This is a genomic window from Dialister succinatiphilus, from assembly GCF_928721695.1.
In the GTDB taxonomy this organism is placed as follows: domain Bacteria; phylum Bacillota; class Negativicutes; order Veillonellales; family Dialisteraceae; genus Dialister; species Dialister succinatiphilus.
The window spans coordinates 873,073-891,821 of the sequence record NZ_OV788641.1; the positions used below are offsets into that span (position 1 = coordinate 873,073).

Here is an 18,749-nt window from a genome sequence, read left to right on the forward strand (position 1 = left end):
CGTACACCCTTTTGCCACTACGTGGCATTTCCCCTCAAGGGGAAACAAGAAAATAGGTGGCACTGGATATTGTGTCACATATGACACAGACAGCCAATCCCGTAACGTTCTTGCGTCCCCTTTAGGGGAAGAGGGCCACGAAGTGGCGAAGGGGTGGACGGTGGTAATCCTGATTATGATACTTGATGTGGACGTGACCGCCGAAAGGCGGCATTATAATACTCATCGCCCAAAGGGCGATAACCACAACCCTCGGCCCGAAGGGCCGTCAAACTTACGAACCCTCCGGCCCATAGGGCCGGTCCATCTTAAGAACCCTCACGCCGTAGGCGTGTCCAATGGCGCAGCCGGATAGGGGGAGGCGAGCGCAGCGAGCCAATCCGCAGAATGCCTATCATAACGTATGACACAGAAAGTAAATCCCGTAACGCTGTTTTTATAAGCATTGCCGCAGAGCGGCAATACCGCAACCCTCGGGGCCAAAGGCCCCGTCAAACTTAAGAACCCTTGGGCCGAAGGCCCATCCATCTTGAGAACCTTTCCCTTCACAACTCTTTTACACAACCTGCCGCCATCAGGCGGCCATAACCCTCGGGGCGCAGCCCCGTCAACCCTCACATCGCAGGTGTGTCCAATGAACCCTCCATATCAAAAAAGCTCCCCGAGGGGAGCTTTTTGCATTCGATTTCATCCTATTCATGTACGGCTTTGGCAGGCTGGAAGTGGGAGAGAATGATGCCCAGGATGAGGCCTGCCAGGCAGAAGGATACCCAGGAGAGGCCGTAGCCTGCAAGGGGCAGGGAGGCCATGAAGGTGTCCAGGCCGCCCAGGGAAAGGCCTGCGGTGTGGAGACCGTCATAGAGGGAGGGGAAGAAGGTGAAGAGGGTGGCGGTGCGGTATACGCTGCGGTAGCCGCCGTAGAGGGAGTGGGTGAACGTGAGGATCACTAGGGAAATGGTGAGGGGATAGAGGAACATGAGCACCGGAATGGCTGCCTTGATAATGGTGGTGAGGCCGAAGAGGGCTACAAAGAAGGAAATGATAGAGAAGGCAGATACCCACAGGGTGTAGGAAAGGGCAGGAATGAGACGGGAGAAATATTCAGCGCAGGCGGTAATGAGTCCCACACTGGTGGTGAGGCAGGCCAGAAGCACGATGACACCCATGATGATGCGGCCATAGGAGCCGAAGTAGTAATGGGCGGCACCCACCAGCACGCCGGCACCGTTTTCCTGCATGCCCAGTTCCGTCACAGAGCTGGCGCCCAGGAAGCAGAGGAAGATGTAAATAATGCCCAGGCAGGCACCGGCGATGAGGCCGCTTTTCAGGGTAGAAAGAGCCACTTCTTCATTGGTGTCGGCGCCATACTGACGGACGGAATTGACTACGATAATGCCGAATACGAAGGCAGCCAGGGCATCCATGGTGCCGTAGCCGTCCAGGAAGCCCTGGGTGAGGGCTTTCATGGTGTCCCGATAGCTGTCGGCAGCCGGCTGCCAGGGTCCCATGGGATGGATGGTGGAAACAATGAAAAGAAGGGCCAGGAAAAGGAGGAGTACCGGCGTAATGACTTTGCCGATACGGCTGACCAGCTTATTGGGGCTGATGGAAAGCCACCAGGAAACGACGAAGAAAAGGAAGCAGAAAATATAGAGAGCGCTGGATTTCATGGCGCTTCCGAAGAAGGGGGAAATAGCGATTTCAAAGGATGTGGTGGCCGTACGGGGGATGGCAAAGGCCGGCCCGATGGTGAGGTACAGAGCCACTGTGAAGAAAATGGCATACTTGGGGTGGATGCGGGAAGCCAGGGCCTGCAGGTCATTGCCGGAATAACCGATGGCCGCTACCCCCAGGATAGGAAGGCCCACACCGGTGACCAGAAAGCCGATGGTGGCGGGAATGGTATTGACGCCGGAATTTTGACCCATGAATACGGGGAATATCAGGTTGCCGGCGCCGAAGAAGAGGGCGAAGAGCATGAGCCCGATGGGAATGAGGGAATTGGCTGATTTCTTCATGACATACACTCCTTTGACAATAGAATGCAGAGGCAGGACATCAAAAAGCCCTGCCGGAAACAATCCGACAGGGCACAAATGCGTGAGGTACCACCTTGTCTTGCGTACTCAATTGGGTTGTAACGGTGCCGCCGCTTGCTCCTGGCCATGGATAGACTCAGAGAAGGACTCCCGGGTGACGCGGCTCGTTCGCTTCAGCAGCTCGCACCATCCGCTGCCTCTCTGGGAAGATTCCCGGGCCTGATTCCGGTCATTGTCATGATATAAGTTAAATTAATTCTAGCATGAGGAAATTAGTAAGTCAAGAGGCTTTTAGGGACAAGCCCCTTATGGGGCTTGAGGGTTCTAAAGTTTGACGGGGCTATTGCCCCGAGGGTTCTTAAGTTTGACAACGGCTCTGCCGCTGAGGGTTGTGGAGGGCGCCTTACATTTATAGATGGCGCCCTCTTATGATAAAACCTTTACAACTGCCCTGCAGGCGAGGGAAATGCAATCCCCCTTTGGTGGCTGGCGCCACCACCTTGCCCGGTTGGAAGCATGTCACTGGATTCGCGGGTCGCAGAGCTCCCCTATGAATCCAGTTCCTTTGCCACCCCCGCAGTTCGGTTGGTCAATTAAAAGGAAGGCCCTTTTATGGGCAGGCTTAGGGCTTACTTTGACCAACTTGCACATCCTATGCAGGATGTGCACAGTGGCACTATAACCCGTGCTTACTGTAGAGATGCTTATGAAGAGAGTGTTTCGCGGTGTTTTATTCTTCCCCCTGAACAGGGGGAAGTCCGGCGAAGCCGGATAGGGGGAGGCGAGCACAGCGAGCCAATCCGCAGGATGCGTATCAAGCTATATGACTCATAACGACAATCCCGTAACGCTGACTTCATAAGCATCGCCCGAGAGGGCGATACCACCACCCTCTGAACCCTCTGAACCCTCTGAACCCTCACACCGAAGGTGTGTCCAATAGCGCAGCCGGAAAGGGGGAGGCGAGCGCAGCGGGTCAATCCGCAGAATGCTTATTATCCCATATGATACAGCAAGGTCATCCCGTAACGCTGACTTTATAAGCATTGCCTGAAAGGCAATCCACCACCCTCAGCGCCGCAGGCGCTGTTGCCCCCTGAGCGAAGCGAACATAACCCGCCGCCGACAGGCGGCCACAACCTTCGGCCCAGAGGGCCGTCAACCTTTCTCTTCACAACCCTTTTACGCGACCCGCGGCGCCAGCCACGCCCCTTTTTTAAACTGCGGCGAAGCCGCCACCACAACCCTCGGGGCCAAAGGCCCCGTCAAACTTAAGAACCCCCCGGCCCTCAGGCCGGTCAATCCTAAGAACCTTCACGCCCGAAGGGCAATCCGCCACCACAGAATCCGGCGGCGCCCAGGGGTGCCTCTTCCACAAAAAAAAACTCCCCTTTCGGGGAGTCAATCCATAAAGGGGAGGATAGTTATCTGTCTCTGGTACGGCAGAGGCCGCGGTCGCAGTTGCGGAGGAAACGGAGGAGGTGTTCGATTTCCGGAGTGGAAGGAAGTTCCTGTTCCATTTCCAGGATGGCATCGTTCAGCTTCAGGCCGGAGCGGAAAATGAGGCGGTATGCCTTTTTCAGGTAGCTCTTCACTTCCGGCGTAATGTTGTTGCGGGCAAGGCCTACGCTGTTCAGACCTACCACCCGGGAGGGGTTGCCGTCTACGATGACGAAGGGGCATACGTCCTGTACGATCTTGGACATGCCGCCTACCATGGCGCAGGCGCCGATTTTAACGAACTGGTGGATGCCGCTCATGCCGCCGATGACTGCATGGTCTTCTACGGTGACGTGGCCTGCCACGCCGGAGAAGCTGGACATGACGATGTGGTCGCCGAAGTTGCAGTTGTGGGCTACATGGGTGTAGGCCTGCAGCATGTTGTAGGAACCTACCCGGGTTTCGCAGTTTTCGCCGGTGGCCCGGTGGATGGTGACGTATTCGCGGATCAGGTTGTGGTCGCCGATGACTACGGTGCTGTATTCGTCATGGAATTTGAGGTCCTGGGGATCTTCACCGATGACGGCATGGGGGTAAATGTGGTTTTCTTTACCCATGCGCACGTTTTTGGCGATGACGGCGTGGGCGCCGATGACGGAGCCTTCGCCGATTTCACAGTTCTCACCGATCACCGCATAGGGCCCGATGACAACATTTTTATGAAGGATGGCCGTCGGATCGATGACGGCGGTTGGATGAATTTTCGGTTCTGCCGATTGAATGACTTTTAATTCCATAGTCTCATTCCCCTTTATGGTGGCGGCTGTTTTGACTGACAGCCGATTTTTTTAATTTGTGATTCTCTTTATACATAAATCCCTGATTCATGATCGTTTTGAAACAGCGGTTTTTGAGTGTTTATAAGGGGAATCCTTTATTTCCTTTGACTTTCTTTCATTTCCTCTATTTATTAACTGTTTTTGATTAGTTTAAGGAAATTTATTTTTTCTGGGCTTCCTGTTCCTTTTCCTTCTTTTCCGGGGAGTCGTTGGGATCCATGAGGTAGAAGAGGAAATCGGCTTCTGCCTTGTGCACGCCGCCTGCCTGGCATTCGCAGTGTACTTTGCCCATACGGCCGATGATTTTCTTAATCACTGCCTTGGTGACCAGCTGGTCTCCGGGGAGGACAGGGGAACGGAAACGGACGTGGTCCATGCCGGTGAACATGGGGATGAGGCCCCTGTTTTCTTCCGGATACTGAAGGGCTACGCCGCCGACCTGGGCCATAGCCTCGCAGATGAGGGCGCCGGGCATGACGGGATGGCCGGGGAAGTGGCCCTGGAAAAAGGGTTCGTTCATGGTGACGCATTTCACGCCAATGGCATATTTCATGGGAACCATTTCAATAATCTTGTCTACCAGCAGCATGGGGTACCGATGGGGCAGGATTTCCATAATTTCTTCAACATTTAATTCCATAACAGTTCCTCCTTATCCTATTTCGTATATTCCTATCTTATTTTTTCAAAGCCTGCAGTTTTTCGGAAAGTTCCGCATTCAGCTTGTGACTTCCCAGGACGGCGATGATATGGGCATGGAGCGGTCCGATGAGGGAAATATCGCCCAGAATGTCCAGAATCTTGTGGCGTACCAGTTCATCTTTGAAACGGGGCACCGAGAGGCATTCCGTTTCAGAGTAGACCACTGCATTTTCCAGGGTGCCTCCCTTGCCAAGGCCCATTTTCCTCATGGCTTCCAGCTCCCAGGTGAAACCGATGGTGCGGGCGGAAGCGATTTCCTTCATGTAGGAATCGTGGTCAATGACGATATCCACCATCTGGGTGCCCAGAAGGGGATGGGGATTGATGGAAGTGAAGGTAATGCGCAGGCCATCATAAGGAAGGGCGGTGATGAATTTTTTCCCTTCGTAAATGGCTACGCTTCTGTCCAGGGTGAGGACAGGGATCTCTTCGTCCTGCTCTTCAATGCCTGCTTCCTCCACCATGTCCACAAAGGTCTTCGCACTGCCGTCGCCTACCGGCGGTTCCGGCGAATCCATTTCAATGATGCAGTTGTCGATATTCAAAGCGTAGAGAGCGGAGAGCAGATGCTCCACGGTAAACACCTTGGCCGGCCCTTTCTCCAGGGTGGTGGCACGCATGGTGCTTGTAATGTACCGGCTGTCGGCGGGCACTTCCGGCATACCGGGAAGGTCGCTTCTGCGGAAGAGGATGCCCGTCCCCGGTTTGGCGGGATGCATGGTCATGGTTACCGGCATGCCGGAGTGAAGACCATTGCCTTTGTAGGAAACCGGTTTTCTGATTGTGTGCTGTTTTCTATTCACAATGAGACACCTTTCATTATTGAATTACACCTTTACAATTATTTTATTATATCGTTTTTTGAAGAATAGTACAAGGTTTAGGGACAAGCCCCTATGGGTGTGAGGGTTCAGAAGGCTCAAAGGGTGGTGCTTTCCAGTATTCCCGAAGGTTGACGCCCGCTTTCGCGGGCGAGGGTTGATGGCGCCGCCGGGCCTTTGGCCCTGGGCGCCAAGGGTTCTGCCTGTGATCGGCTGACGCCTTACAGGCGGGTTGAGGGCTCTCGCCCTCGGGAGTTATATAGTACCGTTCCACTGGGGAGGTACGGCGCCTTCGGCGCCATCATATATGTCTATGCCGCCTGCGGCGGCAGGGAAACCGTGGGCTTTTGTGAAAAATCGGCGGGAAGCTGTATTCCCGAAGGGGCCTGCGCCTGCGGCGCAGAGGGGCATATGGCATCCATCGGGCCTCTGGCCCTTGGTGCCAAGGGTTGTGTAGAAAGGTTGCACCCCACAGGGGAAACGACTCACTATGATTTGTGCGTCGCTGGCGCTCCTGCAAATCATGTTCGCTGTGCATCGCTTCGCTCAGGGGGCCGCCGATTGGCGGTCAGGAAAACGATAGAGTATCAAATCGGTGCTTTACCTCGTACACCCTTTCCCGCTGCGCGGGAATTCCCCTCAAGGGGAAACGAGAGATATGAAGAGAAAAACAGAGAGTCATATACTTCATGTACCACTCCGGCATTCCCCCTTTGGTGGCTGGCGCCACCATCTTCCCCCCCACTCCGTGGTGGGACTATGGATGCTTAGCCATGGGGCCATGTCTCGACAGGAAAGCATAGAGTGATTTATTCTGTCCCCCGGATGGGGTGGCAAGGGAACACGATTCGTAAGGGAGCAAAGCGACCTGAGAATCGTGTGACACGCTTTCCCGTGGAGAAAGTCCGGCGAAGCCGGATAGGGGGGCGAGCGCAGCGAGCCAATCACCAGAATGCTTATCATACCATATGACACTGAAAGTAAATTCCGTAACGTTCTTGCGTCCCCTTTAGGGGAAGAGGGCCACGAAGTGGCGAAGGGATGTACGAGGGTAAGAATGATTATGATACTCGATGTGGACGTGACCGCCGAAAGGCGGCATTATAATACTCATCGCCCGCAAGGGCGATACCACAACCCTCGGCCCGAAGGGCCGTCAAACTTACGAACCCTCCGGCCGTCAGGCCGGTCCATCTTAAGAACCCTTTTCCTCAACCCTTCTACACAACCTGCCGCCATCAGGCGGCCATAACCCTCGGGCCAAAGGCCCGTCAACCCTCACACCGCAGGTGTGTCCAAAGGCCCCTTTACGCACAATAAAAAATCCGCTAAACTTCTGTTTAGCGGATTTCATGGTGACCCAAGAGGGATTCGAACCCCCGACACCTTGATTCGTAGTCAAGTGCTCTATCCAGCTGAGCTATTGGGCCAAATTGGCAGGGGCAGAGGGACTCAAACCCCCAACCTACGGTTTTGGAGACCGTTGCTCTATCAATTGCGCTATGCCCCTAGACGCATGTTTCTTGCGACTGTATTATCATAACAGATAGATTCCAAAATTGCAAGGGGTTTTGAAAATATTTTTTTCAAATCTGCGGCGAAGCCGGATAGGGGGAGGCGAGCACAGCGAGCCAATCCGCAGAATGATTATCATGTCATATGACACAGAAAGGTGAATCCGTAACGCTGACTTTATACTCATCGCCCGAGAGGGCGATACCACCACCCTCTGAACCCTCTGAACCCTCACACCGAAGGTGTGTCCAATGGCGTGTCCGCAGTTTACTTATTTCTCACAATGTATTCCCGGATATCCTGGTGAAGGATTTTCTTATAGTCTTCCACGCCGGGCTGGTCGTAGGCATTAATGCCTGCCAGGGCGCCTTCGTAGGCGATGGTGAGGAAGAAGAAATACATGAGGGCCCCCATGTGGAAGGGGGTGATTTTCCGGATGCGGATGCTGCAGCTCATGCGCCCTTCGCAGGCCAGGGCTTTTTCGTTGGCCTTGCGGGCGGATTCCAGCATGTAGTCCATGGGGACCATGCCTTTTTCGCCACCCTCTTCACAGGGGACGGAAAGGGTACTGCGGCTTTCTTTGACGGAAATGAACTGCACCAGCTTGTTTTTGGCTCCCTGCTGATGTTCCTGGGTGAGGGAGTGCATGTCTGTGGTGCCTACGGCAGCTACGGGGATGCGGCCGTAGTGGATTTCTCTGCCCCGGATGTCATATTTCTTTCCCAGTGATTCTCCCAGGAGCTGGGCGTACCACCAGCCGAAGGAACGGAGGGTGTCGCCGTAGGGCATGATGATTTCTGCGGCAGTGCCGTATTTCCTGCTGGCTGCGTATTTCAGGGATGCCAGCAGAAGGGCTGGGTTTTCCTCTGCCTTTTCGCTTTGGCAGGCTTCTTCCACCATGCGGGCGCCGGAGAGGAGGGCTTCGATGTCCACGCCGATGAGGCGGGCAAAGACGAGGCCCACCTGGGAAAGTTCGCTGAATCGGCCGCCGATGCCGTCGGGCACGGTGAAGCAGGGGAGGTGGTGTTCATTGGCATAGTGCCTAAGGGTTCCCTTTTCCTTATCCGTAATGGCAAGGAGGGACAGGTCCGCAAAGGGAGCAAGGATGGTCCGCAGGGCCTTCAGGGCGCTGGAGGGTTCGATGGTGGTGCCGGATTTGGAAATCACCAGGAGAAGGACCCGGCATTTTCTTCCAAGGCACCGGCTCTGGCGCTCTACTTCCTCTGCCAGCTGCAAAAGGCCATGGGGATCCATGTTCTGACCGGCGAAAAAGACCTGGGGAAATCCCTGGCGCTCTTCTCGGCTCATCATGTTCCAGTAGGGACCGCAGAACACGTCGAAAAGCATCTGGTTTCCCAGATAGGAACCGCCGATGCCGATGGAAATCAGGATATCCGATGCTTTGGACAGTTCATGGACATGGGAAAGGTGCTCCCTCTCTTCTTTGGACATGAGCCGTTCTTCTTCCAGAATATAGGGCAGATGTGGAAAAAGGACCAGGCTGCCGTCGGGTCCTTTTCCGCTTTTACGGAGTTCTGTCAGTGACCGTCCTGCCTGGCGGATACGGTCTTCTATACTCTTCAGGTCTCCCTCTTTTACGCTCCAGGGATTTCCCAGAAGATTTCGTATATCAATATCCAGCTCGTTCTGAATGGTCATACCTTGCACTCCCTCATTGCCTATATATAATAAGATACTGTCAAAAAATAATTATACAGGATAAAACAGGGGAATACAAGTTATAAAAAAAGGCGCGGTCGGGACCGGGGGCGGTGCTTTCCAGTATTCCCGAAGGTTGACACGCCCTTACGGGCGTGAGGGTTGAGCCAGCCGCCGGGCCTTTCGGCCCTGGGCTGCCAGGGTTCTGTCCGGGACCGGCTGACGCCTCCCGGACGGGTTGAGGGCTCCGCCCTCGGGAGGTATGAAGTACCGTTCCACTGGGGAGGTACGGCGCTTTCGGCGCCATTTTTTATGCCGCCTGCGGCGGCGAAAACCTTTACAACCGCCCTGCGGGCGTTGGAAATGCATTCCCCCTTTGGTGGCTGGCGCCACCACCTTGCCCGGTGGGAAGCATGTCACTGGATTCGCGGGTCGCCTACAGTTCCCCTATGAATCCAGTTCCTTTGCCACCCCCGCAAGCGGGGGCACTATGGATGCTTAACCATGGGGCCATGTCTCTACAGGAAAGCATAGAGCGATTTATTCTGCTCCCTGAACAGGGGGGAAGTCCGGCGCAGCCGGAAAGGGGGAGGCGAGCGCAGTGAGCCAATCCGCGGAATGCCTATCATGCCATATGACACTGAAAGTAAATCCCGTAACGCTGACTTCATACTCATCGCCCGAGAGGGCGATACCACAACCCTCGGCCCGAGGGGCCGTCAAACTTAAGAACCCTCCGGCCATTAGGCCGGTCAATCCTAAGAACCTTTCTCCCTGCCCCCTGAGCGCTAGCGAACACAACCTGCCGCCATCAGGCGGCCATAACCCTCGGGCCAAAGGCCCGTCAACCCTCACACCGCAGGTGTGTCCAACGAACCCTCACTCCGAAGACGTGTCCTTACTTAATCTGATTCAGCCGCTCTGCCAGGGTCTGGGCGGAGGGATCGCCGTTTACGGGGGTCATGATGGCCTGGCTGCCCAGGTAGACGGTGCCGTTTCTGTCTTCTGCAGGCTTTTTATTTTCTCCATGGTCATAGGCGGCGGCCAGGTTGCCCATGACGAAGTATTTCCTTTCGGCGCTGCTCATGTCTCCTGCCGGAGCGGGAGTGACGAATTCTTTTCCGTTGATTTCCAGGGTATTGGTATTTTCTTTCAGGGTGACATGTTTTTTGGAAAGTGCGGTGAGCCGCTTTTCGTAGGTGTCTCTCCGCTCGCTGTTGGAGGGGTGGTCGGAGGGGGAGAAGACTTCCTGGGCGAAGGTGGGGTCGTTGTCACCGTTTTTTTCTATGACCCGCTGCCACACGGCGGCGGTGGCGCCGGGGTTGTAGCCGGCACGGTAGATGTAGTCGAAGGACAGTTGATCTGCTTCTTTTTCATCATTTCTGCTGATCTGTACCGTTTCTATCTGGTTGACTGCAAGGCTCAGCACTTCCTGACTCAGGGCGTTGTCTCCCAGGGCACCGGAAATGACGGCGGCGCCCAGATTGGTTTTGGCTTTCTTGTACATGGCGTTTCCCACATGGTTTTTCTGGTCGTGTCCCATTTCATGGCCCAGCACCACCGCTATTTCATCGGTGTTGGTGAGGTACTTGAAAATGCCGTCATTCACTATCATCACATGGCCCATGGAGCAGGCGGCGTTGAAGGATTCGTCGGGGCAGATGAAATAGAGGTAAGGCTTTTTGTAAATGTCCGGGTCTTCGGCGCCGATGCTTTCTGTGAGGCGGTTCATAATGCCTGCCAGTTCGTCTTCCTTTTCTTCATCGTGAAGGACACCCAGTTCCTGCTGATAGGATTGGAAGAGTTTCTGCCGGCCTTCTTCGGTGTCGTTGTAATACTTGAATTGTTTGTCCAGCATGGCGTACTGGGCAGCGCCCTGGGCAATGCCGATAATGTCTCCGATGCTGAAGGCTTCTGCTGCCGGGGCGGGGGCCAGGGAGCCAGAGAGTAGGGCGGCGGCTGCCGCCAGGCAGAGGATTTTCTTTTTCATAAAACTGTCTCCTTTCTGTCATGTCCGGGAAAGACGATTTCATCATGGTGACGAGATCTCCTCTTTTCGTGCCATTCCATGACGGGGCAGGGCCTATGAAGGGAGAGGCGGCGATGAATCGGTGCTTTCTTTGTCTCTTTCTATGATACTCCATTATAGAGAAGAGAGAAATGGGAGGCACAGCGGCTCTGCAGGAAAAAAATCCCGGAACCTGTTGGCTCCGGGATGGGTGGTATTTCTTTATTTTGTCCAGTCGTGGTTGTAGACGTCGTAGTTTTTCTTGGATTTCAGATAGCGGATGCTTTCGTCAATGTCGGCGAGGAGCTTTTCCTTATCTCTGGGGAGGGTGGCTGCCAGGCGGATGTAGTTGGACACATGGTTGCTTCTGAAAATCATGTGTTCCGTTTCCGGCAGGTCCAGGTGTTCCACAATGACCTTCAGTTCTTCCATAAGGCCATAGGGGGGAAGGGGAGTGAATTCGCCCCGTTCGAACTGGTCCTTCAGCTCGCTGCCCCGATAGAGCATGAGGGAGAGGGCGGAAAGGTGGGTCGGTTTGATTTCGTTGATGGCATGGGCGGTGGCCAGGGCGTGTCTTTCGCTGCCCGGTACGCCGGCAATGCCGAGGATGATCATAATGGAGAGATCCATGCCTGCTGCGCGGACCCGTTTGCCTACTTCGATGGACTGCTCACCATTCACGCCTTTGCGAATGTCCTTCAGGGTCTGGGAGTCACCGCTTTCCATACCGTAGTACAGAAGCTGGAGGCCCGCTTCCCGAAGCTGTTTCAATTCGTCCAGGGACTTTCTGAGAATGTCTCCCGGCGCCGCATAGGAGGAAACGCGCTCCAGGTTGGGGAAATATTTCTTCAGTGTGTTCAGAATCTTGAGAAGCCTTTCCGTAGGAAGCACCAGGGCGTCGCCGTCAGCCAGGAACACCCGGCGTACGCCGTCCCGGTCCACAGAGTAGGCGATGGCGATCTGCCGCATGATCTGCTCGTCGGAGAGCTTTTCAAATTTCACGCCCCGGTACATATTGCAGTAGGTGCAGCTGTTGTGTGCGCAGCCTCTGGTAACCCGGAGAATGAAGCTGTCCGCTTCACTGGGCGGACGAAAAACGGGGGTATCATAATCGTCAAAAAATAAACCTGCCATGTGCTCATATCCTTTCGCGGAAAAGAAATATTCTTTTCCTATCAAACGGGAAGTTCTGCTTCCCAGAGTAAGAAATGTTACGAATGTCATTATACAGTATGGGAAAGAAAAATACAACTAAAAATTTAAATATGTTAATGTAAGATCGGTGAGACGGCTGACTGCCTGGGCTTGAGGGTTCGGGCGCCTTTCGGGGACACGCCCCTATGGGGCGTGAAGGTTCTAAAGTTTGACGGGGCTATCGCCCCGAAGGTTCTTAGGTTTGACGCGCCTCCGGCGCGAGGGTTGTGGTGGGCGCCTCTAAATTATAAAAGGCGCCAAATTATATGATAAAAACCATACAACTGCCCTGGCGGGCGTGGAAATGCATCCCCCCCCTTTGGTGGCTGGCGCCACCACCTTTCCCCCGCAAGCGGGGGCACTATGGGTGCTTAGCCACGGGGTCATGTCTCTATATGATACAGAAAGGTAAATCCCGTAACGTTCTTGCGTCCCCTTTAGGGGAAGAGGGCCACGAAGTGGCGAAGGGATGTACGAGGGTAAGAATGATTATGATACTCGATGTGGACGTGACCGCCGAAAGGCGGCATTATAATACTCATCGCCCGCAGGGCGATACCACAACCCTCGGCCCGAGGGGCCGTCAAACTTACGAACCCTCCGGCCCATAGGGCCGGTCCATCTTAAGAACCTTTCCCTTCACAACCCTTCTACACAACCTGCGGCGTCAGCCGTGCCCCTTTTTAAAATTCTGCGGCGAAGCCGCCACCACAACCCTCGGCCCAAAGGGCCGTCAATCCTAAGAACCTTAAGAACCCTCGGGGCGAAGCCCCGTCAACCCTCACACCGAAGGTGTATCCACTCATCACTGACATTTCATGGAAAGGGGAGTATAATGAAGCAATGATAGACTGATATTCTTTTACATATTATGGTCAATATATGGTTATGGTCAAAAGGAGTTTCTTATGAAAAGTACATTTTTCCCCCATTTCACTATCGGCACCGATGCCTATGATGCCATTCCCGGTATTTGCCGTGAGTACGGGAAGACGGCGGTGATTGTGGGCGGCAATAAGTCCAGGGCTGCAGCGGAGCCGCTGATCCGGAAGGCCTGCAAGGGGACCATCGAAATCACAGGGTCTTTTCTTTACGGCGATGACGCCACCTTTGAAAATGCCGAGGCCCTGACGAAGATTCCGGAAATCCAGAAGGCCGATATGGTTTTTGCGGTAGGCGGCGGACGGGCGGTGGATACGTCCAAGTGGGCGTCCCATCTTCTGAAGAAGCCTCTCTTCACGTTCCCCACGCTGGCATCGAACTGCGCTTCCGTGACGGCGGTGTGCATTATGTACAACCCGGATCACAGTTTCCGGGGCTCCATTTACCGGGACCGCAATGCTTACCATACGTTTATCAATACGGAAATCATTGCCCACTCTCCTCGGGAATATTTCTGGGCCGGACTGGGCGATGCCCTGGCCAAGCAGTATGAAGTTCCCTTCTCTGCCCGGGGCATGGATCTGACCTGGGTGCAGCAGACAGGGGTGCGGAATGCCCAGAATGTGGCACCGGGGATTTTGAAATACGGCAAGGAAGCGCTGGCAGCCGTGGACCGGCAGGAAGTGAATGACGCTCTGGAACCGGCCATTCTTTCCATCATTGTGGCACCGGGCATGGCCTCTGTGTGCATTGAGGATGATCTGGATTCTTCCCTGGCCCATGCCATTTACAACAGCCACACAAGGACGCCCCATAAGGGAAATCACCTCCACGGCGCCGTGGTGAATTACGGCCTTCAGGTGATGCTCACCATGGACGGACAGCTGGAGGAAAGGGATAAGATTTACAATTTCGCCAAGTCCATCGACCTGCCCCACTGCCTGGCAGATATCGGTATCGACCCGGCCCATCCGGACGAACTGGTGCAGAACTGCCTCCACACCAAGGATATGCGGGTGAAGCCCTATGACATTACTTTTGATATGGTGTACAAGGCCATGATGGATCTGGAGAAATTAAATCACTGATTAGCAGGTGGTCTCAGATAGCGAAAAAAGGGGCGAAATTTCTTCAATTTCCCCTTTACAAACCGATAGAGTCCATGTATACTATTTCCAACTTCAATTTTGAATAAAGCTTCACAGCACACTTGTGCATGAAAGACAAGGAACGGAAGCGAGTGAACCGGCTTTCTTACAGAGAGCTGCCGCAGGGTGGAAGGCAGCAGGAGGTCCTCACAGAGTCGTCCGCAAGTCCTGTATCTGAACAGAGTAGGATATGGCGTTTGGCACCGTTACAAAGCCGCATGAGTATAGTGCGAGGTGGTACCGCGTAGATGTGACGCCCTGGTTGATTTTAATCAATCAGGGCGTTTTTTGTAGTATGGCAGGCTGGTACAGCTTGATTTGAAATGGGGAACACAAATGATTTTTATTAAAGGAGGATTTCACTATGGGTATGTTTAAGAGAAGTCACAAAGTAGTTTTAGCAGGTTTAGCAGCCCTTGCCATTGCAGGCGTGATGACAGGCTGCGGTATGTCCGGCGGCGATCAGAAACAGGCCGCTGCCTCCGGCAATGGACAGAAAGTGGAATTGAAGCTGGCTTACCAGCTCCCTGCAGAACATCATTTGTCCAAGAGCGTTGAAAAATTTGCGAAAGAAGTAAACGAAAGATCCAAGGGCCAGATCGACATCAAAGTCTATCCGGCAGGCCAGCTGTATAACGACCAGAACATGAACGACGCCCTCATGAGCGGCGGCCTGGATATCGGCATGAACTCCACCGCCCGCTGGTCCATGGTAGTGCCGGCACTGAAAGTACTGGATATGCCTTTCGTCCTCACCTCCTATTCTGCCGTGGATAATGCACTGGACGGAGACCTGGGCAAGGCACTGAACCAGGAAATGGAAAAGAAAGGCGTTCATCCGCTGATCTGGGCAGACTACGGCTACGTACAGTTCTGCAACAACGTGAAGAAAATCGAAAAACCGGAAGATTTCCAGGGCATGAAGATCCGTTCCTACTCTGAAACCTCCGCCGACATCATCCAGGCTCTCGGCGCATCCCCCACGACCATGAGCTCCTCTGAAGTATACATGGCCATCAAGAACGGCACCATCGACGGCCAGTCCTCCGGCCAGACCGCTATCCTGTCCCGTAAGATCTACGAAGTGGCCAAGTACCTCACTGTGACCAACAACTCCTACGTAGAATTCCTGGTATCCATGAACGACAACTCCTGGAAGAAACTGACACCGGAACAGCAGAAGATCATCACCGACACCGCCAAAGAAATCCAGGATGAAATCCGCAAGGAAACCAAGGCAGAAGACGAACGCTGCCTGAAAGAACTCTCTGACAAGGGCATGGATGTCTATGTAATTCCGAAGGATGAAATCCACCTCTGGCAGGAAGCTACCGCTCCGGTAGTGGCCAAGTTCGAACAGGAACAGGGCGACTTCGGTAAGAAACTGGTAGATGACTGCCTGAAAGCCAGCGCTGCTGCGAAGGACTAAGGGCGTGAAGGTTGACGGCCCGCTGGGCCGAAGGTTCTTAAGGGGCTTAAGTTTGACGCGCCTTTGGCGTGCACAGCGAACATGATTTGAAGGAGCAAAGCGACGCACAAATCATAGTGAGTCGTTTCCCCTTTAGGGGCGAGGGTTGTTGTAGGGCGCCTCTAATTTATAGATGGCGCCCCCTTATGAAAAAAACCTTACAACCGCCCTGCGGGCGTCGGAAATGCATCTCCCCCTTTGGTGGCTGGCGCCACCACCTTGCCCGGTGGGAAGCATGTCACTGGATTCGCGGGTCGCGGGGCTCCCCTATGAATCCAGTTCCTTTGCTACCCCCGCAAGCGGGACACTATAAAGCTCCGTTATGCTGTGAGTTGCTTATGAAGGGATTGCTTTGCGGATCTTTATTGTCCCACCGCTCCGCGGTGGCAAGGGAACACGATTCGTAAGGGAGCAAAGCGACCTGAGAATCGTGTGACACGCTTCCCAGCGGGGCGGGAAGGTGGTGCCGTAAGGCACCAAAGGGGGGAAAGCCACCGGAGGTGGCTGATCGACGTAATGCTTATCATGCCATATGACACAGAGAGCCAATCCCGTAACGCTGACTTTATAAGCATTGCCCGTAGGGCAATCCGCAACCCTCGGGGCCAAAGGCCCCGTCAAACTTACGAACCCTTCGGCCCATAGGGCCGGTCCATCCTAAGAACCCTCCCTCATAACGCTGACTTTATACTCATCGCCCAAAGGGCGATACCACCACCCTTTGAACCAGCCTGCCAAAGGCAGGCCGAACCCTCTGAACCCTTTGAACCCGGGCCGCGGAGCGGCCCCCTGGGCCCATCCATCTTAAGAACCTTTTATGTCCCACTATTTCACTAGCCCACTAGCTCACTAGCTCACTAGCTCACTAATAAATTATTTCACAAAGGAGGGCTGTCCTGTGCGTTCTATTTACCATATATATGACCGCATTCTCGGTTATATCACCAATTTTGCCGCAGCCATTGCAGGGCTTGCCATTTTATTGACAGCCTTCATGATCTGCTATGAAATCATTGCCCGCAGTATTTTCCACAGTCCCACGGTGTGGGTTATGGAAATTTCCACCTACCTTCTGGTGCTGGCCGGCTTCTTCGGCATGGCCTACACCATGAGGAAGAACGGGCATATTACCGTTGATTTTCTCTACAGTCGTTTCCCCAGACCCCTGCAGCGGGGACTGGACATTGTTACATCCATTCTTTCCCTTTTCGCTGTGTACGTATGCATGACCGAATCCACCAACTACATGCTCATGAGCCAGGCCATGGGAGTGGTTTCTCCCTCCCTGCTCCGGGTACCCATGTGGATTCCCCAGACCTTTATGGTCATAGGCTTCGTACTGCTGTTTCTGGAAATCATCAACCATCTTCTGGGTGATTTCTTTAAAGAAGAAAAGGAGGGAAAATAAATGGTTCTGGCAGGTTTCGCACTGTTTATCATTGCCCTCCTCATTATAGGCATGCCGGTGGCCTTCACCCTGTCCCTGGCGGGCATTCTGGGTATCATCCAGTTCGTGGATATGTCCACCCTTTCCCAGGTGCCGGTGATTGCCTTTAAGACACTGAACTCCTACGTGCTGACGTCAGTGCCCCTTTACATCCTCATGAGCCAGATCATGCTCACCGGACGGGTGGGCAGCGGGCTCTTCGACCTGGGCAGCAAATGGATGGGCCACCTTCCCGGCGGCCTGGGCATTGCCACCATCTTTGCCTGCGCCATTTTCGCCGCCATTTCCGGCTCCTCTGTGGCTACCGCCGTCACCATCGGCGCCATGGCCATTCCGGAAATGCTCAAACGGGGCTATGACAGAAGACTGGTGGTAGGCTCCGTAGCTGCCGGCGGCACCCTGGGCATCCTCATTCCGCCGTCCATCCCCATGATTCTCTACGGTACCATTACTGATGAATCGGTGGGCAAGCTCTTCATGTCCGGCGTGGTGCCCGGCGCCCTTCTCACCCTGGCCTTCGTGGCCTACATTGTCTTTGCTTCCTGGAACAAACCCCGGGAAGAAAGGGCTTCCCATGAAGCCAAGATGAAATCCCTTCGGGAAAACATCTGGGGCCTCCTCCTGCCGGTCATCATTATCGGCGGCATTTATACCGGCATCTTCACCCCCACCGAAGCCGCTGCCGTAGGTACAGTGTACGCCCTTATTATTACCTTCTTCATTTACCACAGCATAACCATCGAAGACATGCCGGCCATCCTCCGCGCTACCATCAAAACATCCTGCATGATTTTTGCCATCATGGTAGGCGCCATGCTCTTCGGCTACATCCTCACCGTGCTCCAGGTACCCCAGGCCCTGATGTCCCTGGTTACCGAAGGACACTTAAACAAATGGATCGTCCTCATCGGCATCAACATCGTCCTTTTGATTCTGGGCTGCGTGCTGGAAACCGTTTCCATCATTCTCATCACCCTGCCTATGCTCTACCCAATTATCAAAGCCCTGGGCTTTGACCCCATCTGGTTCAACGTAGTGCTCCTGATCAACATGGAACTGGCCCTCATCACACCGCCGGTAGGCATGAACCTCTTCGTCATCAAAGGTATCAGTGAAGACAGCTCCATTCAGGACATCATCGTAGGGGCCGCGCCTTTTGCAGTGATTATGGTCCTGGAAATCGCCCTCCTCTGCTTCGTCCCCGGCATTGCCACCTGGCTGCCTTCCGTTCTGAAATAAGGACAATCAAAGAGGCAATCAAAAAACCGACACGAAATGTGCCGGTTTTTTATATGCATAGATAGGGTTTGAGGGTTCAAGCGCCTTCGGCGCGGTCGGGATCGGGACGGTGCTTTCCAGTATTCCCGTAGGGGCCTGCGCCTGCGGCGCAGAGGGGCATATGGCATCCATCGGGCCTCTGGCCCTCGGTGCCAAGGGTTGTGTAGAAAGGTTGCATCGCTTCGCTCAGGGGGCCGCCGATTGGCGGTCAGGATAATGATGGAGTGTCACTTCTGTGCTCTGCCCCGTACACCCTTTTGCCACTACGTGGCATTTCCCCTCAAGGGGAAACAAGGAATTTGAGGAGAA

General features: G+C 54.2%; 11 protein-coding genes and 2 tRNA genes. 4 read left to right on the forward strand and 9 right to left on the reverse strand.

Going from position 1 to position 18,749, the window contains the following annotated elements; translation table 11 throughout:
• Positions 1-692 precede the first annotated feature (692 nt).
• From brnQ to NW747_RS03710, 9 genes are all read right to left on the reverse strand, one after another.
• Positions 693-2,018 carry a branched-chain amino acid transport system II carrier protein gene (gene brnQ / locus NW747_RS03670; protein WP_273188051.1) on the reverse strand — a complete coding sequence of 442 codons (1,326 nt, stop codon included), beginning with the start codon at positions 2,016-2,018 and terminating at the stop codon, positions 693-695.
• A 1,445-nt stretch (positions 2,019-3,463) separates the two neighbouring features.
• Positions 3,464-4,276: an acyl-ACP--UDP-N-acetylglucosamine O-acyltransferase gene (gene lpxA / locus NW747_RS03675; RefSeq protein WP_008859479.1), complete on the reverse strand. Its 813-nt coding sequence runs from the start codon at positions 4,274-4,276 to the stop codon at positions 3,464-3,466.
• Positions 4,277-4,478: 202 nt separating this feature from the next.
• Positions 4,479-4,958, reverse strand: coding sequence for a 3-hydroxyacyl-ACP dehydratase FabZ (gene fabZ, locus NW747_RS03680; protein WP_008859478.1), 480 nt, complete (start codon positions 4,956-4,958; stop codon positions 4,479-4,481).
• Positions 4,959-4,995: 37 nt separating this feature from the next.
• On the reverse strand, positions 4,996-5,823 hold the full coding sequence (gene lpxC, locus NW747_RS03685; RefSeq protein WP_008859477.1) for a UDP-3-O-acyl-N-acetylglucosamine deacetylase: 828 nt from the start codon (positions 5,821-5,823) through the stop codon (positions 4,996-4,998).
• A 1,371-nt stretch (positions 5,824-7,194) separates the two neighbouring features.
• Positions 7,195-7,271 (reverse strand) — tRNA-Arg (locus tag NW747_RS03690).
• 4 nt (positions 7,272-7,275) lie between these two features.
• Positions 7,276-7,351: transfer RNA gene (locus NW747_RS03695), tRNA-Trp, on the reverse strand.
• Positions 7,352-7,623: 272 nt separating this feature from the next.
• Positions 7,624-9,015, reverse strand: a complete 1,392-nt coding sequence (locus NW747_RS03700) for a glucose-6-phosphate isomerase (RefSeq protein ID WP_273188052.1) — start codon at positions 9,013-9,015, stop codon at positions 7,624-7,626.
• A gap of 898 nt (positions 9,016-9,913) precedes the next feature.
• Positions 9,914-11,005, reverse strand: a complete 1,092-nt coding sequence (locus NW747_RS03705) for a M48 family metallopeptidase (RefSeq protein WP_273188053.1) — start codon at positions 11,003-11,005, stop codon at positions 9,914-9,916.
• A gap of 240 nt (positions 11,006-11,245) precedes the next feature.
• A complete protein-coding gene (locus NW747_RS03710) occupies positions 11,246-12,157 on the reverse strand; it encodes a radical SAM protein (protein ID WP_008859472.1) in 912 nt (303 codons plus the stop codon).
• A gap of 968 nt (positions 12,158-13,125) precedes the next feature.
• On the opposite strand from NW747_RS03710, the gene NW747_RS03715 reads away from it, so the two are divergent.
• The 4 genes from NW747_RS03715 to NW747_RS03730 all read left to right on the forward strand — a co-directional run bounded on the left by NW747_RS03715 (position 13,126) and on the right by NW747_RS03730 (position 18,401).
• Entirely contained in the window at positions 13,126-14,187 is a 1,062-nt protein-coding gene (locus NW747_RS03715; protein ID WP_273188054.1) for an iron-containing alcohol dehydrogenase family protein, read from the forward strand.
• A 424-nt stretch (positions 14,188-14,611) separates the two neighbouring features.
• A complete protein-coding gene (locus NW747_RS03720) occupies positions 14,612-15,676 on the forward strand; it encodes a TRAP transporter substrate-binding protein (protein WP_008859470.1) in 1,065 nt (354 codons plus the stop codon).
• Positions 15,677-16,613: 937 nt separating this feature from the next.
• On the forward strand, positions 16,614-17,123 hold the full coding sequence (locus tag NW747_RS03725) for a TRAP transporter small permease subunit (RefSeq protein WP_008859469.1): 510 nt from the start codon (positions 16,614-16,616) through the stop codon (positions 17,121-17,123).
• Positions 17,124-18,401, forward strand: coding sequence for a TRAP transporter large permease (locus tag NW747_RS03730; protein ID WP_008859468.1), 1,278 nt, complete (start codon positions 17,124-17,126; stop codon positions 18,399-18,401).
• The last annotated feature ends 348 nt before the right edge of the window (positions 18,402-18,749 follow it).

Excerpts from the sequence above, each read along its gene's own strand:
- brnQ (WP_273188051.1), bottom strand. The coding sequence starts at position 2,018 with ATGAAGAAATCAGCCAATTCCCTCATTCCCATCGGGCTCATGCTCTTC.
- lpxA (WP_008859479.1), bottom strand. The coding sequence starts at position 4,276 with ATGGAATTAAAAGTCATTCAATCGGCAGAACCGAAAATTCATCCAACC.
- fabZ (WP_008859478.1), bottom strand. The coding sequence starts at position 4,958 with ATGGAATTAAATGTTGAAGAAATTATGGAAATCCTGCCCCATCGGTAC.
- NW747_RS03700 (WP_273188052.1), bottom strand. The coding sequence starts at position 9,015 with ATGACCATTCAGAACGAGCTGGATATTGATATACGAAATCTTCTGGGA.
- NW747_RS03705 (WP_273188053.1), bottom strand. The coding sequence starts at position 11,005 with ATGAAAAAGAAAATCCTCTGCCTGGCGGCAGCCGCCGCCCTACTCTCT.
- NW747_RS03710 (WP_008859472.1), bottom strand. The coding sequence starts at position 12,157 with ATGGCAGGTTTATTTTTTGACGATTATGATACCCCCGTTTTTCGTCCG.
- NW747_RS03715 (WP_273188054.1), top strand. The coding sequence starts at position 13,126 with ATGAAAAGTACATTTTTCCCCCATTTCACTATCGGCACCGATGCCTAT.
- NW747_RS03720 (WP_008859470.1), top strand. The coding sequence starts at position 14,612 with ATGGGTATGTTTAAGAGAAGTCACAAAGTAGTTTTAGCAGGTTTAGCA.
- NW747_RS03730 (WP_008859468.1), top strand. The coding sequence starts at position 17,124 with ATGGTTCTGGCAGGTTTCGCACTGTTTATCATTGCCCTCCTCATTATA.